Below are 16,065 nucleotides of genomic sequence, written 5' to 3' on the forward strand. Positions count from 1 at the left end.
ACAGAGACCTGGTATTACCAAGCAGTCCTTAAAGGATATTTTGATGAGGAAGGGGTAGGTCATACCGATAATATCTCGAAATCAATAGAGTATAGTAGGGTAGACACCCGACCAGGATCTGTAGTAACAACTGCCGAAGATTTAATGAAAAACAACTATGAGAAGTTGATAAAAGAAGGAAAGGCACCAGAAGGGAGTACGTACCTTGAATCGACAACAAAGAGTTATGTGAATGGGGAAGAGATTACAAATCGAATCCATTCGACTGGAGTGTTGAATGAGCATCAAATGCTTGGACCAATCACAAGTACGAGTGCTTACAGAGCTAAGGAAGACGTGCAACGAAATAGTTCGTATGCTACACTAGCAGCACATCGTAATGGACCAATGCCTGTGATGGATTCGTTTAATTCAGCGCAAGTAAATATAGGCAAAACAACTGTAAATACCCCTGTTAATTCAAGTGTAAAAGATAAGACAGAGGAGAAAAAATCAAAGTCCAAAGGATTATTTGGAAATATTATTTCTTCCGTTAAAAAAACGGTGAAAAAAGCAGCCCCTGCTATATCAACTGGTCTCGATCTTGTGCCGATTGTCGGAAATGTAAAAAGTGGCCTTGAGGCAATTGTCGGAAAAGACTTGGTAACAGGGGAGAAATTATCACCAGCTGTACGAGCCGCAGCCGCAACGGGTGTGTTTACAGGCGGATCTTCTAAAGTAATTGCGAAGACAGCTATTAAAGCTGGGTCTAAGTTGAGTTCTAATGTGAGTAAGAAACTTACTAAGGGTACAGAAAAAACTTATCAGACATATACAAAAACTAATCCAAAAACTGGAGAAGTATACACTGGTAGAACAAGTGGTACAGGAACTCCTTTAGAAAATATCGCAAAGCGAGATGCTAATCACCATATGAATAAAGAAGGGTTTGGGCCAGCAATACGTGACAAATCTTCAACAAATAAAGATGCTATCCGTGGAAGAGAACAGCAACTTATTGACCTCAATGGTGGTGCAAAATCGACTCGTGGTACTTCTGGTAATAAAATTAATGGAATATCAGATAGTAACCCTAATAAACAAAAGTATATAGATGCAGCGAATAAGGAGTGGTAAAATGACTAAAAGAAATAGGGTAAAAATCGGTGATGTTTTTGCAATCCCTTTACCAAACAGTAAGTATGCATTTGGAAGAAGATATAGGGATGCGTCTATCGGGATATATAAGTATATCGGGGTAGATGTAGATGATTTACCACAACAGGAAGAATACCAATTTATTGTTGGGGTATATGATGATGTTTTGAAGTCGGGGAAATGGCCAATTGTAGATAATCGACCATTTAATAATGAAGAGGAAGAATGGCCACCCCCTTATTACATTAAAGACCCCATCACTGGGAAATATTCAATTTACCATAAAGGTCAAGACCGTAAATCGACTGAACAAGAGTGTAAGGGATTAGAAGTTGCTGCAGTTTGGGAAGCAGAACATATTATCGATAGGATAATGGGTAGCGATAAGTGGAATAAAAATTAGGATTGAAACCTTGATTGGCTTTATAGCCTTTCGAGGTTTTTTTGAACAGAGGAATTAAAATATACTAATTTTGAATCAAAAGCTCATGATGGTTGACTGATATATGAGATTGGTTACAGTGACAATTAAATAAAAGAACCACACTTACTACTCGATTTATATTTGCACACGAGAATGACAAAGATCGTAGTGGTAAAGGCGGAAATACACTGATACATAAGGCAAGTGAACAAAAAAGAGATAAAGAATTTATGAATAGGACAACATGAATGATATTTTCTCTGAAATTCATAACTCATGATGGTTGTACCGTCATGGAGTATCAAGTTAATACTTGGAATAGCTGACAAGAACGAGAAATAGGCGAGATGACATTTTACATGGCAGGGGTAGTTATGACATGGAGTAACAAACAAACTAACGAGATCGTACATGCTCGTGGCGATAAACAATGGGTAACGTGTAAAAGTGTTTTTTATTGACTTTGGCTCATAAATTTTGGGTTGTATTTTTACAAGAGACGGTCGTATAATACTCGCTATTCGTCTAAAAAGCGTTACGAAAATTACAATTTATGTAACGGGTGGGTGAGAAGTTGAACGTTGTTGGGTATATACGAGTTTCAACGCAAGGGCAAGCCAAAGATGGTTATAGCTTGAAATATCAAGAAGATGAAATCAAAGCATATTGTGAAGAGAATAACTTGAACCTGATACACATTTTTAGAGATGAAGGAACCAGTGGAGCAAAACTGAACGAAGAAGCATTGGAAATAGACATGGTGGGCCTACAGGAGATGTTGGCTCACCTTTCCTTTCGTCTATCCAAGCACAGTATGTGATAGTGCTCAATACAAGCCGATTGTGGCGGTCAGATATTGTAAAGGTGCTGATCCAACGAGAGTTGAAGAAATATGGCTGTGATATTAAAGAATTGAACAACCATCTTACAGTATCCACAAAAAAGACCCAAACGACTTTTTGGTCAACGGCTTAATGGAATTATTAGACCAATATCAACGGCTTGAAATAGCGCTAAAGCTAACGAAAGGAAGAAATAAAAAGGCAAAAGAAGGTGGATATGCAGGAGGAAGGGTAACCTTTGGATACACGAAACAAAAGGGTGAAAAGGAATTAAAATACATAATGGTCATGCAGAAGTAGTGAAACGGTTGTTTGAGCTTAAACAGATACAACATAGAAAATGGTCACTGTCTAGATTGGCAGAAGCATTAAATGATGAAGGCTATCGAACTACTCAAGGGAAAGCATTTACGAAAGTGCAAGTGAACCGAATATTAGACCGAGAAAGCTTTTATCAAGGAGTTTATACATACGGACAAATACAAGCAAATGGTAAGCATGAAGCAATAATTTAATTTACCACTTAAAAAAAGCACTTATTTTCTTATAGGTTACTTTGTAACGATGAAAATGGATAGGCTTTCGTACCAATGCGCACCGCAAGGTGAACGCTCGAACTAAGGTTGCCGGCATTTTCATTTAATTGAATAGGGGATGAGAAAATGCATGAAAAACAGAAACACTTGTATGTTGGAGTAGACTTGCATAAACAACACCATGTGGCAGTGATTATTAATTGTTGGCAGGAGAAACTGGAGGAAATAAAGCTTGAAAATAAACCTTCCGTCTTCCCCGCGTTTTTACTGGATATTGATAAACTGATGGAAGAAGGAATGACACTTGTATTTGGTTTAGAAGATGTCGGAGGCTATGGAAGAGCGTTGGCGCAGTTTTTAAACGACCATGGACAGGTAGTAAAAGAAGTGAATCCAGCACTTTCATACGCTGAACGAAAAAGCCATATGACCACACAAAAAAGTGACAGCTGGGATGCAGAATGTGTGGCACGCATTTTGTTGAACCAACTGAACCATTTGCCTGACGCGAAGCCTAATGATTTATTTTGGTCGATACAACAATTGGTCACTAGAAGAAATGCATTGGTGAAAGCTCAAGGTGAATTAAAGGACCAACTGCACACTCAATTGAGCCACCATTATCCAAAAAGCTATAGGACATAACACTGTATTGGGATGAAGTCACGACAGAGACCTGGTATTACCAAGCAGTCCTTAAAGGATATTTTGATGAGGAAGGGGTAGGTCATACCGATAATATCTCGAAATCAATAGAGTATAGTAGGGTAGACACCCGACCAGGATCTGTAGTAACAACTGCCGAAGATTTAATGAAAAACAACTATGAGAAGTTGATAAAAGAAGGAAAGGCACCAGAAGGGAGTACGTACCTTGAATCGACAACAAAGAGTTATGTGAATGGGGAAGAGATTACAAATCGAATCCATTCGACTGGAGTGTTGAATGAGCATCAAATGCTTGGACCAATCACAAGTACGAGTGCTTACAGAGCTAAGGAAGACGTGCAACGAAATAGTTCGTATGCTACACTAGCAGCACATCGTAATGGACCAATGCCTGTGATGGATTCGTTTAATTCAGCGCAAGGGAACGTAAAAAAGAATGGAGTCTTGCAAAAGGCAGGTAGTATTGTAAAAGGTGTAGCAGACTTTTTATTCCTAGATGACATTAAAACGTTAACAAGTCAAGATACGTCGCTCCTTGAAAAAGGAATGGCAGCAGCTAATTTCTTTCCTATTGGAAAGGTAGTTAAAGGGGCTAAGTTAGGGTATAACGTTATTTCGAACTCTCAAGTAATTGGAAAAGTTACTGAAGGGGTTAAAAAAGGTTGGAATAAAGCGAAAAACGCTGCCAAAACGGTTACTGATAAAACATCAAAAGCAATAAAATCAGGTGCAAACGGGATTAAAAATGCCTGGAATAAGTTGTTTGGTAAAGGTGATAGTAATAAAGCTAAGGATGTTAAGGATGCTGTTGAGGGTAAGGATAATATCGGATGGAGTATGCCACAAGGTGGTGGAACAATAAATGGTAGAAAGTATTCAGAGCATGCCTTAGAGAGAATGGCCCCTAATACTCCAGAGGTAAGAGCTGAATTAACAACAAGGGCACATCAAAGAGCTACCCAGCAGGGATTAAAACCAGGGACTAAGGAGTATAATGACTTTATGAAGAAACAAGTTGACCCACGAGGTATAACTCCTAGTGTAGTGGAAGATACAATTAAGTATGGGACACCGTCCCCTGGAAATACGCCAGGCACAACTGTATATCAAAGAGACCAAATTAGAGTAGTTACAAACTCTAATGGAGATGTTATTACAGTTATACCTAGATAGGAGGAATGTGGGTGTATATTAATTTCAATGAGTATGAAATGCTAGAATTATTTGAAAGCGATCCAGTTGTAATTGGTCAATATGAGGCAGGAAATTTCATATATAGTAAAACAGATGAATTTGGATTTAAATTAGTATTCACAATTTCTATTTATGAAAATGAATGTATAGTTAGTCTTAGTCATCAAAGCTATAAAACTCCTATTGTAGATTATAGGTTCAAGGATGTTGTAGCTTTAGTTAAAAATGAAGATTGTCTAATACTAAAAAGAAATAACAATGAAGAATTGATTAAAGTATTTTTTAAACCTAACTTTTCTTTTAGTTTTCCTAATACATCTAATGATAGGTAAACTATAAGAAAAATAATTTCTATGTTATTTCATACACATGAAGAGACTTATTAAACCTTGATTGGCTGTGTGCCTTTCAAGGTTCTTTTTTTTGGGGGGGATTACCCAGTGACGAATAAACGCTTTACACCATCCCTATTAACTATAACCCTAGTAATACCAATACAACTATGTATAAATTACTTTGTACGCACAATTAATACTTACAATTTTATAACCTATTTCCTCCAACTTATTACTTACAACAGCCCCAATATCAGCAGATACCATCATTTTCAACTAACAAGATGTTATCTTCGCTTTCTCCTTGCCTATGAAAATATTTTGTCTACGTTAATAAATGTTGGCAACTATTTTTGAGTAAATCCGATTACTATGTCGAGAAGGTTGTCCAAGAAAAGAAAAAACCTTTGCAACTATTCCTATCGTCATTTCGATAGTTATATTACAAAGGTTAATCCTCTAAGACCATAAGGTCTTTAAGGTCAATGTCCAATGCTCTACAAATCACTTCTAATGTCTCGAAATATGCACTGTTTACTTTGTCTGAACACAAGTGGCTAATGGTATTAGGTCTTAGCCCTGTAAGGCGTGATAGTTCACGTTGAGAAATTCCACGTTCCTTGATAATTTCATTTAAGCGTAATCGTATGGGCATCGTTATTTCCCTTCCATCAATGTATTTCTACTCATTACTATACCATGTGAGAAGAAATTCGTCATTGAAAGTATCGGAATACCGTTATATAATAACGATATAACGGAGTAGCGTTACGATAATCTTAATTACGTAACGGAGGTGGGAATTACTTTGAATGTTATCGGTTATGTACGAGCCTCGACACAAGGACAAGCCAAGGATGGTTATAGTTTGGCTTATCAGCTAGATGAAATCCAAGCATACTGTAAACAGCAAGGATGGACATTACTCCAAACCTTCTATGATGAAGGGATTAGTGGGGCGAAGATCAATGAGGATACGTTAGAAGTCGATAGGGGAGGTTTACAGAACGTATTGCACTATCTATCTTCAAACAAAGTAGATTATGTTTTAACCTTGAATACGAGCCGATTATGGCGTTCAGACATTGTGAAGGTGCTTATCCATCGAGAGTTTAAGAAATATGGAGTGGACATTAAGAGCATTGAACAACCACAGTATAGCATTTATAAGAAAGACCCTAGTGACCTTCTCATCAATGGGCTAATGGAACTCCTTGACCAATATCAACGCTTAGAAATTGCCATGAAATTGAGGAGAGGAAGAAACAAGAAAGCCCAACAAGGGGGCTATGCAGGTGGAAATGTGGCATTAGGCTACAAAGTAAAGAAAGGCAAGAAAGCCATTGAAGTCGATAACAGACAAGCTAGTACGGTGCAAAGAGTGTTTGAAAGACGCAAGAGATAGAACTAACCTTGAAAGAATGCAGAAGGGACTAGCCCCACATGGTCCAGATGGAAAATCTATAATCCTCCATCACATGACACAAAGAAATGAAAGTTTGATAGCAGAGGTTACACAGACGTTTCATAAAGATAACAGTTCTGTAATTCACATCAATCCTAATACTATACCTTCAGGTATAAGTAGGTCTGAGTTTAATAAATGGCGAACTGATTACTGGAAAAATAGAGCCAATGACTTTTAATGTTAAAGGGGGATGGAAATGAGTGTAGAAAATTATCAAAAAGCAAAGGAAATTATTTTGAGTGAAGAAGAGATTGGAGACTTTGTGGGTGGTCATACAGATGAATTAATTAGTTTGGCTGAAGAAAAATTAGGGTTAAAGTTTACTGGTTTATATTTTGATTATTTAAAGACATTTGGAGCAGGTAATTTCGGAGCGCAAGAAATATACGGAATTATTAATGCTGATTTTGAAAATTCATCAGTTCCAGACGCTATATGGTACACTTTAACAGAACGAAGAGAAATTAATCTACCTGATAATCTGCTAGTTATATATGATACTGGGAGTGACGAAATATTTTGTTTAGACTATAATCAACTTGATGATAATGGAGAACCAAAAGTAGTATCTTTTGTACCTGGAGTTGACTTAGAGAGTCAAACATATGAAATAATTGCTAATGACTTTGGTGATTTTTTATTAGACTTAGTTAAGCAAGAAGTATAGATTTGAAAAACCTTGATTGGCTATATGCCCTTCAAGGTTTCTTTTTTGTGTAAGGGGCTACCTATTACCGAAAAAACCGCCTGTTATTTAGAAAATAGAGATAACCCTTGTAAGCACTATGTGATGTTTTACCAAATTCTTTGGTACGTACACCACCTTTAAAACATATACCCTATTTACTTTGTCTCATTCCTTATAAATAACCTGTAAATCTTCAGTTACCACCATTCACAACCTCAAATATTTTACCTTCGCTTTCTCCTTGCCTTTTAAATTTTTCGCAACTTTTACGTACATAGAACGATAGCTACTGCGAGAGGCTACTCCACCTCTATTAACTCCTGAATGTCGATGTCTAACACATTGCATACACTACAGTTAAATTTAACAATCTTTCAAAATAAGTAGTTACTATTCCAACTAGGTAATTTAACCTATACAAATTGTAAAAATATTACGGATTTTATCATAAATCATAGAATCCACCATTAATTTTACCTATGACATTAGACTCTTGTCTAAGTATTAAGAATTATCTATCATATAAGTCACTTGGTAATGAAGTCTTAGTAAATTTAGTGGGAAGGGGAGGACAAGTTATTTTGGGCAATAAAAAACTGAATGAGGGGGAAGTATATGCTTAAACGTATTTCAGTACTACTATTAATCTTTTTAATGGCATTTAGTAATGTCTCCTTTGCTATGGGGGATCTTGCACCTAAGAGAGATTTGCAGAGGGAAAATCTTGCATCAACTGAACTAGAGCCGACAGTAGATCCGAACGAGGAAGTTCGTGTAATTGTCGAACTAGATGGAGAAGCTCCGATTGAAAAAGCAACACAAAAAGGTGTTAAATTTGGAGATTTAAGCGTTTCTGAGAAAAAGCAGCTTTTAAATCAAGCAAAAGAACAAAAACGAGCAGTTAAAGCTGCTATGAAGGGCAAAAATGTAAATGCTGAAGTTATTCAAGAATTCGATACTGTAGTAAATGGATTTGGTGCGAAAGTGAAATTCGGTGAGATCGAATCTATTAAAGAGATCACTGGAGTAAAAGAAGTTTATATTTCTACTCAATATGAACGTCCTATTGCTGAGCCAAACATGACGTACAGTAAAGATTTAGTAGAAGCACAGCAAGCATGGAATGACTATGGATACAAAGGGGAAGGCATGGTTGTCGGTGTAATTGATACTGGTGTCGACCATGACCATCGTGACATGCTATTATCCGATACTGATTCGGTAGCATTAACAGAAGAAGAAGTAACCGAAATCATCGCTGATGAAGATCTTCCTGGTTTATTCTACACAGAAAAAGTTCCATACGGTTACAATTATATGGACGAAAACCATGAGTATACAGATGATTTCGCTGGTGGATCTGCACACGGTATGCACGTAGCTGGAACAGTTGGTGCAAATGGTGATGAAGAGAACGGTGGAATCGTAGGTATCGCTCCTGAAGCCCAAATTTTGAATTTGAAGGTTTTTGGAAATGATCCTGAGATGCAATATACGTATGGTGATGTATACATTAAAGCAATTGATGATGCAATTAAGCTAGGTGCTGATGCACTTAACATGAGCCTTGGTTCACCTTCAGGCTTTGTGGATGAAAATAGCCCAGAGCAACAAGCAGTTTCACGTGCTGTAGATAATGGTGTGTTAATGTCTATTTCTGCTGGTAACTCTGCTCTATTTGCGGATGGCTTTTTCTATCCATATGCATCTAACCCAGATTATGGTGTAAGTGGATCTCCTGGTCTTGCTTATGACTCATTACAAGTAGCTTCCTATGAAAATGATTATATGACAGCGGATGCGCTTGAATATACGATTAATGGAGAAAGTGAAGTGGCAGCTTATCTATCTGCTAGCCAAACAGATCCTCCAACTGATGGAAGTACATTTGAGTTAGTGGAAGCAGGTCTAGGTTACCCTGAGGATTATGAAGGAAAAGATCTAGAAGGTAAATATGCGCTTGTTCAACGTGGAGAATTAGACTTTGTAACAAAAGCACTAAACGCTCAACATGCAGGTGCAGCTGGAGTGTTTGTTTATAATAATGCTGATGGTATGGTTAATATGGCGTCAGACCCAGAGATTGTAATTCCGCAGTTATTCTTAGCTAAAAGTGATGGGGATCGTTTAGCTGAAGCGGTACAAACTGGACAAGCTGTTTCTGTAACATTTAATGGAGAACAAACTTCTATTCCAAATGCAGAGGCAGGCCAAATGAGTGCATTCTCATCTTGGGGATTAACTCCAAACCTTGATTTCAAACCAGAAATCACTGCACCAGGTGGACAAATCTACTCTACATTAAACAATGATGAGTATGGTGTGAAAAGTGGTACATCAATGGCTGCTCCACATGTATCTGGTGGTGGCGCATTAGTACTACAACGTGTAGATGAAGAGTTTGGTTTCGAAGGTTCTGAACGTGTAAATCTAGCAAAAAATATTATGATGAACACTGGTAGAATCGTAGACTTTGATGGTGCTCCGGTATCTCCTCGTCGTCAAGGTGCTGGTATGATGCAATTGCATGCAGCATTATCAACTCCAGTAATGGTGACAGAGGCTGAAACAGGAGAAGCAAAAGTTGCGTTGAAAGAAGTAACGGAAGATGTAGTTACATTTGAATTAACGGCAGAAAACTTTACGGATGAGGCTGTAACCTATGAGGTTGATGTAAATGCTCAGACGGATACACCTGTAAATGCGGGAGTCATGGTTAGTGCACCTAACTTATTTGGAGCACTTGAGTTAGATGGTGTAGCGTCAGTTGATGGCACAGTTGAAGTTCCTGCGAATGGTTCTACTACATTTGAAGTAACATTAGATGTGTCTGATTGGGATGCAGATCTAAATTCTATCTTTACAAATGGTTACTGGTTAGAAGGATATGTTACATTAACAGATCCAACTGATGTTAATCCAGATCTAACAGTTCCATATGTAGGATTTAAAGGGAATTGGGATGCAGCTCCAATCTTTGATACTGCAGATGAATTGTCATTCTATGAAATGACAGGACTAGCTACTCCTTTAGATGATGAAGGAAGTTATGGTTTCTTTGAAGGAGATGCTATTCTATCTCCAAATGGAGACGGACAATCAGATGAAGCATTATTAGTTGTTTCGTTCCTGAGGAATGCAAAAGAAGTAAGATTTAACGTATTAGATGAAAATGGAAATCTATTAACAACACTAACTGAGGAAAGCGATGTACGTAAAAACTATTATGATGGTGGACTAGCTCCTTATTACTCACTAGACCCCGCACGTACTTGGGACGGAACCATTTATAATAGAGTTGTTCCAGATGGTCTATATTATTTACAGGCTGAGGGAGTAATTGACTACGATGGAGCAGAATGGGATTCAATTGAACTACCTATCTACGTGGATGCAACAGGACCAGAAGTGGAAGCGGATATTAATCGTGGAAAACGAGAAGTATTGCTATCAGTATCTGATGTTAATGGAGTAGATTCTTGGGAAGTTCAAGTGGATAACAACGAACCAATTGTATTGACAGACGAAACAGAATATAAATTAACAAATATTTATCCAAACCAAGTTGTGACCGTTGTTGCAACTGACAGCCTAGGTAACGTCTCAGAACAAGTCGTTATGGGACCACAAGGTAAAGCAAAAGGGAAAAATAAACTTAGATAAGCAAGATAAGCACCAAACCCAAAGAACCGTTGCCCCACAGTGGAGCAACGGTTCTTTGGGTTTACTATCTGACAAGTGCCTGTCACTCCTCGAATTTTGTCGAATGGTTTTAGTTGATTTTTTTGATTTATGGTATATGATGGTAATATATAAATCAAAAATTTTTGATTTAATAAGGGTGAGGTGAAAGAAATGAAGGAAATTCCAGTTATTGATAACTCTTTAGATAAAACATTTGATACGTATGCAGCAAAGTTCAAGGCTCTTTCTGATCCCAAGAGATTACACATCATGCACCTGTTAACAGAGAACGGCTCAACATGTGTCTGTGATTTGGTTGAATTGATTGGTATGCCTCAATCAAAACTATCTTACCACTTGAAAATCCTACTAGATGCCAACCTAATTCAAAAGGAAACAAAAGGTACGTGGGGCTATTATCAACTTAACGAGAAAGAAGTTAATCATATCTTATCAAGTGAACTATGTTGTTTGTTTGTACCATCTTGTTAATAGGTGGGAACCTAACAACATATTTTTTACATATTACATCAAATAAATTTGATTTATTTTTTGTTCAATACATCAAAAAAAATTGATTAAAGGAGTAGTTTTAAGTGGAAACGATAAAAAGCTTTTTGTTTATTGCACTGGAATTAACGGTTCTGTTTTTCGTAATTACGTTCCTATTGAGTGCCCTGCAAGCCTATATTCCTTATAAAAAAATAGAACATTACCTAGGTAAGAAAAATAAATGGATAGGGGTTTTAGCTGCATTGCTTTTTGCCTTCATCACACCATTTTGTTCTTGCTCAACCATTCCGATAGTGGTAAACATGCTTCGAAAAAATATGCCATTTTCAATCGTTATGATCTTTCTTTTTGCATCACCAGTTCTAGACCCAACGATTCTTACGCTTATGGGGGTCATTCTTGGCTGGAAAGTAGCGATCATCTATACCCTAATAACCTCGATTTTCTCCGTACTGATCGGATTTATGTTAAGTAAGCTAGGATTTGATCGATATGTCAAAAACGTGATGATGACTGGGTACGAAGAAGAAACAAAAACATTTAACTGGAAAGGTGCATGGAAAGAAACGATGGCGTTAATGAGAAGTGTCTATCCATACCTTATTATTGGAGCAGCAATTGGAGCAGTCATCCATGGGCTTGTTCCGACAGCATGGGTATCGGAATGGCTCGGGGAAGAAGCTTGGTGGATCGTGCCAATTGCAGCAGTCATTGGTATTCCGTTATACATCCGACTTTCTAGCATGATCCCAATCTCCCAGGTGTTCATCATGAAGGGAATGGCGCTAGGACCGGTGATGGCCATGATGATCAGTTCAGCAGGAGCAAGTTTACCAGAAGTAATACTGTTAAAATCAATTTTCCAGAAGCAACTCGTCATCGCATTTGTTTTTTCCGTGATCACGATGGCAACCTTATCCGGATTTATTTTCTATCTGGTATAGAGGTGGATAGATGAAAGGAGGTGAGGCAAATGTTATTAGTTAAAGTCTTTTGTAAGAATAAGGAAGAAAGCTGCTGCGAAGTCAAGATTGAAGAAGTAAAAGATGAAGTCTGTTGCGAGGAAAAATAATATAGGCTTGTTGTTGAGAACAGGGTGGGTTACTGCCCTGTTCTTGGTTTGGGTGGGGGGAGGCGCTTTAGTAGAAAACGGCTTTGAGGTAGGATATTGGTTTTCGGAGGCAGGATATCGGCCTTCGAGGGAGAATATCGGCCTTTGAGCAAGAATATCAGCCTTCGAGCAAATATATCAGCTTTCAAGCAGAATATCGTCCTTCAACTCAAATAGCCCCAACCCAAAACACCTAACCACACCTCCATTCGACAAACCTCGACAAGTGCCTGTCACCTCCCGACTTTCGACAAGTGACAGGCACGTCCCATATACTTCCATATTATATCTGAACTCCAAATACGGTTATTACGGGATATATTTCCTTGAAATTATGTGTTTTTTTATAATTTACTTTTATATGCCCCGTATTCTTCCGATATCTCGTCGTATTCTAATAATAGCTAACATGTAATTGAAGCAGGATTTTGAGATAATTATTTAGTATAACGAAATAATAAAGGGGTTTATTATATATGAAAGAACGAACGACATTGAAGAAATCATTAAAAGCACACTGGGTGTGGGCCATTGCACTTGGTTCCTCTATTGGTTGGGGTGCTTTTGTACAGCCAACAACATGGATGTCATCAGCAGGTCCAATGGGGGTAATTGCAGGATTTGGAATCGGTGCATTATTAATGATGCTGATTGCTGTAAGCTATGGGTTTCTGATTAAAAGCTTCCCTGTATCAGGTGGGGAGTTTGCTTATTCTTATATTAGTTTAGGACGTACACATGCATTTATTGCCGGATGGTTCTTAACATTAGGTTACATCTGTATTGTAGCTCTAAATGCTTCTGCATTTGCACTTATGTTTAAATTTGTTTTCCCAGCATTAATTGAAAATCTAAAGCTTTACCAAATCGCTGGCTGGGATGTATACGGAATGGAAATTGTTGTTGCGTCAGTAGCGTTAGGGATTTTCGGATTCTTTAATATTCGTGGGACAGGTCTATCTGGTCGTATGCAATTTATCTTTTGTAGTGTAATGGTTATAAGTGTAGTAGCTTTAACGTTATTAGTTGGGGCACAACCAGGTGCAGGACTGTCAAATGTTGCGCCAATGTTTCCAGCAGAGACAACTGCATTTGCTGCGATTATCTCCATCGTTGCGATTGCTCCATGGGCATACGTTGGATTTGATAACGTACCACAGGCGGCAGAAGAATTTCATTTTTCATCTAGAAAAGCATTCACATTAATTATTTTAGCGATACTTTTTGCTGCAATTTTATATAGTCTTATGATTTTAGCAACTGCGATGATCGCACCATGGGAAAGTCTTGTTGCTCAAGGAGAAGTATGGGGGACTGGCGCTGCTGTTCAAGAACTACTTGGAACGATGGGATTAATCATCTTGGTGACTGCATTAACAATGGGGGTATTTACAGGATTAAATGGATTTATTATTTCATCAAGTCGTTTGTTATTTGCAATGTCACGTGCGAAAATTATTCCAGATGCTTTCTCCAAGCTACATCCGAAGCATAAAACACCATATGTGGGGATTATTTTTACTGTCATTGTATCTATGTTTGCTCCATGGTTTGGTCGCGAAGCATTACTTTGGGTCGTAGACATGTCATCTATTGGTGTAACGGTAGCGTATTTCTATACATGTTTTACAGCATTTACCTTATTTAAAACCAACATGGGACCTGGATTCAATGCCGCGAAACATGTTGTAGCACCAACGAAAAAAGTAATTTCAGCAATTGGTATGGCAGCAAGTCTAGTGTTCTTAGGGCTATTACTAATCCCAGGATCACCAGCATTTCTAGGTATCGAATCACGAATTGCCTTAGCTATTTGGATAGGATTAGGAATTCTATTCTATATCATCAAACGTAAAGAATTTAATCAAATCCCAGAAAAAGAACTAAACTATCTAATTCTAGGGAACGAAAAAATTGAAGCGGAAAATAAATAGGGGTCAGGTCCCTCGTCCTGCTTACAGAAAATTAAAACAACTGGGACAAGGGACCTGACCCTAAATGTCCCAAAAAGGAGTATTAACAACATGGCGTGGTATTTGAGTTATATTTTGGTTTATTTTATTTTAATGTTTGCGATGGGTTTTTATTATTTTTTCAAGGTAAAAACTTATGATGAGTATTTGATTGGAAGCTGGAACACAGGCTTTTGGAAAATTACTGGAACGATCATTAGTACATGGTGTGGCGCAGCCGTATTTATTGGTTGGGTCGGCATGGGATTCACAGTAGGAATGTCAGGATTTTTCAAGTTTGCATTACCAGGAATTATATTTTGTTTACTACTAATCGTCGCATTCGCTGGACCACTTAGAAGACAGCGTCTATACACATTAGCTGACCTATTCGGTGAGCGTTTCGGAGGAAGAGCGGGAATCATTCCATCGATCCTTTCCGCATTTATTTATTCTGTTCCAACACTTGCCTTGCAAATGGTTGGAATGTCTACAATTTTTCACATTACTCTTGGAATTGAACCAAGTACAGGAATCGCATTGTCATTTGCATTAATTTTAGGATTTACCATCTTAGGTGGATTACCAGCAACAATTATTACGGATGCCATACAATCGATCATCGTTATAATCGGTATTATTGTTCTATTTATTGCAAGTATCGTATATGCAGGAGGATTCGGGGAGGCTATTTCCAATATCCCTGCAGAATATCTAAATCCACTTGGTCCAGATGGCTTAGGAGAAATATTGCTTTATGCATTATCTGTTGGTCCATTCTATATGGTTTGGCAATCAACATGGCAACGAATATTTGCTTCAGAAAGTGAGACGGTCGCTAGAAAAGCTGGAGTCACTGGTTTCGTTATTGCCGGTGCTATTTCTATCTTACCATACTCAATTGGAGTGATCGCTCGTCAATACGTACCATTAGATATGGATCCAGACTTGATTTTTTCTTATGTAACAGCAGAATTATTACCACCAGCAATCGGCGGTATCGTGTTCATCGGTCTATTAGCAGCGCTTATGACTGGTGCGACATCATTTATTTTACAAGGAAGCTCCAACCTAACACGTGACCTATATCAGCGTTTAGTAAAACCGAATGCTAACAACAAACAGCTAATGGTGACAGCAAGACTAACCGTTGTGATTATTACAGTATTAGGGTTATTTGTATCCTATTTTGTAACAGACATTGCAAGTGCATATCAATGGGCATTAAGACTTTCAGCAACCGTACTAGTCTTCCCGTTCTTAGCTGTTATGTTCTGGAAACGAACTACAAAAGTCGGCATGATAGGAAGTATGATTCTAGCCTTAATTGCAACACTGAGCTGGCCATTCTTAGGTATTGCACTTGACCACACGATATTTGGATTCGCTGTATCGATCATCAGCTTGGTCTTAATAAGCCTATTCACCCAGCACGATAACACCGAACAGGTTCGAGCAGTGTACTGGGAAGACCTAGAATCAGCAAAAGTAACCGAAGAAGCTTAAACCAGTG

12 protein-coding genes and 3 pseudogenes are annotated in these 16,065 nt (G+C 38.0%); 14 read left to right on the forward strand and 1 reads right to left on the reverse strand.

Going from position 1 to position 16,065, the window contains the following annotated elements:
- The 6 genes and pseudogenes from GMD78_RS02810 to GMD78_RS02835 all read left to right on the forward strand — a co-directional run.
- The coding region (locus GMD78_RS02810) for a pre-toxin TG domain-containing protein (RefSeq protein WP_196493699.1) at window positions 1-1,116 on the forward strand (1,116 nt) is incomplete at its 5' end.
- A 1-nt stretch (window position 1,117) separates the two neighbouring features.
- Window positions 1,118-1,540, forward strand: a complete 423-nt coding sequence (locus GMD78_RS02815; RefSeq protein ID WP_155666962.1) for an Imm26 family immunity protein — start codon at window positions 1,118-1,120, stop codon at window positions 1,538-1,540.
- 583 nt (window positions 1,541-2,123) lie between these two features.
- Window positions 2,124-2,918: pseudogene (locus GMD78_RS02820) on the forward strand (recombinase family protein).
- Window positions 2,919-3,065: 147 nt separating this feature from the next.
- A pseudogene (locus tag GMD78_RS02825) lies at window positions 3,066-3,578 on the forward strand (IS110 family transposase); the annotation flags it as partial.
- 173 nt (window positions 3,579-3,751) lie between these two features.
- Window positions 3,752-4,780, forward strand: a complete 1,029-nt coding sequence (locus tag GMD78_RS02830; RefSeq protein WP_155666964.1) for a hypothetical protein — start codon at window positions 3,752-3,754, stop codon at window positions 4,778-4,780.
- Window positions 4,781-4,791: 11 nt separating this feature from the next.
- The gene (locus GMD78_RS02835) at window positions 4,792-5,133 is read left to right on the forward strand and encodes a hypothetical protein (protein ID WP_155666965.1); all 342 of its coding nucleotides are present in this window, start codon (window positions 4,792-4,794) and stop codon (window positions 5,131-5,133) included.
- A 454-nt stretch (window positions 5,134-5,587) separates the two neighbouring features.
- Here GMD78_RS02835 and GMD78_RS02840 read toward each other — a convergent pair whose 3' ends face one another.
- Entirely contained in the window at window positions 5,588-5,791 is a 204-nt protein-coding gene (locus GMD78_RS02840; RefSeq protein ID WP_155666966.1) for a helix-turn-helix domain-containing protein, read from the reverse strand.
- A 153-nt stretch (window positions 5,792-5,944) separates the two neighbouring features.
- Here GMD78_RS02840 and GMD78_RS02845 point away from each other — a divergent pair.
- From GMD78_RS02845 to GMD78_RS02880, 8 genes and pseudogenes are all read left to right on the forward strand, one after another.
- Window positions 5,945-6,538, forward strand: a pseudogene (locus GMD78_RS02845) (recombinase family protein); the annotation flags it as partial.
- Window positions 6,522-6,782 (forward strand): HNH/ENDO VII family nuclease, encoded by a 261-nt coding sequence (locus tag GMD78_RS21905; RefSeq protein WP_196493700.1) that lies wholly within the window; start codon window positions 6,522-6,524, stop codon window positions 6,780-6,782. The pseudogene GMD78_RS02845 and the gene GMD78_RS21905, both read left to right, overlap by 17 nt.
- Before the next feature lie 18 nt (window positions 6,783-6,800).
- Window positions 6,801-7,271 carry an SMI1/KNR4 family protein gene (locus GMD78_RS02855; protein WP_155666968.1) on the forward strand — a complete coding sequence of 157 codons (471 nt, stop codon included), beginning with the start codon at window positions 6,801-6,803 and terminating at the stop codon, window positions 7,269-7,271.
- A 636-nt stretch (window positions 7,272-7,907) separates the two neighbouring features.
- Window positions 7,908-10,955 (forward strand): S8 family serine peptidase, encoded by a 3,048-nt coding sequence (locus GMD78_RS02860; protein WP_155666969.1) that lies wholly within the window; start codon window positions 7,908-7,910, stop codon window positions 10,953-10,955.
- 192 nt (window positions 10,956-11,147) lie between these two features.
- A complete protein-coding gene (locus GMD78_RS02865) occupies window positions 11,148-11,468 on the forward strand; it encodes an ArsR/SmtB family transcription factor (protein WP_155666970.1) in 321 nt (106 codons plus the stop codon).
- Between the two features lie 104 nt (window positions 11,469-11,572).
- Entirely contained in the window at window positions 11,573-12,433 is an 861-nt protein-coding gene (locus tag GMD78_RS02870; protein WP_343042084.1) for a permease, read from the forward strand.
- A gap of 643 nt (window positions 12,434-13,076) precedes the next feature.
- Entirely contained in the window at window positions 13,077-14,534 is a 1,458-nt protein-coding gene (locus GMD78_RS02875) for an APC family permease (protein WP_155666972.1), read from the forward strand.
- A 90-nt stretch (window positions 14,535-14,624) separates the two neighbouring features.
- Window positions 14,625-16,058 (forward strand): sodium:solute symporter family protein, encoded by a 1,434-nt coding sequence (locus tag GMD78_RS02880; protein WP_155666974.1) that lies wholly within the window; start codon window positions 14,625-14,627, stop codon window positions 16,056-16,058.
- The last annotated feature ends 7 nt before the right edge of the window (window positions 16,059-16,065 follow it).

The sequence above is a fragment of the Ornithinibacillus caprae genome (genome assembly GCF_009728145.1).
GTDB classification, from domain to species: Bacteria; Bacillota; Bacilli; order Bacillales; family Amphibacillaceae; genus Ornithinibacillus; species Ornithinibacillus caprae.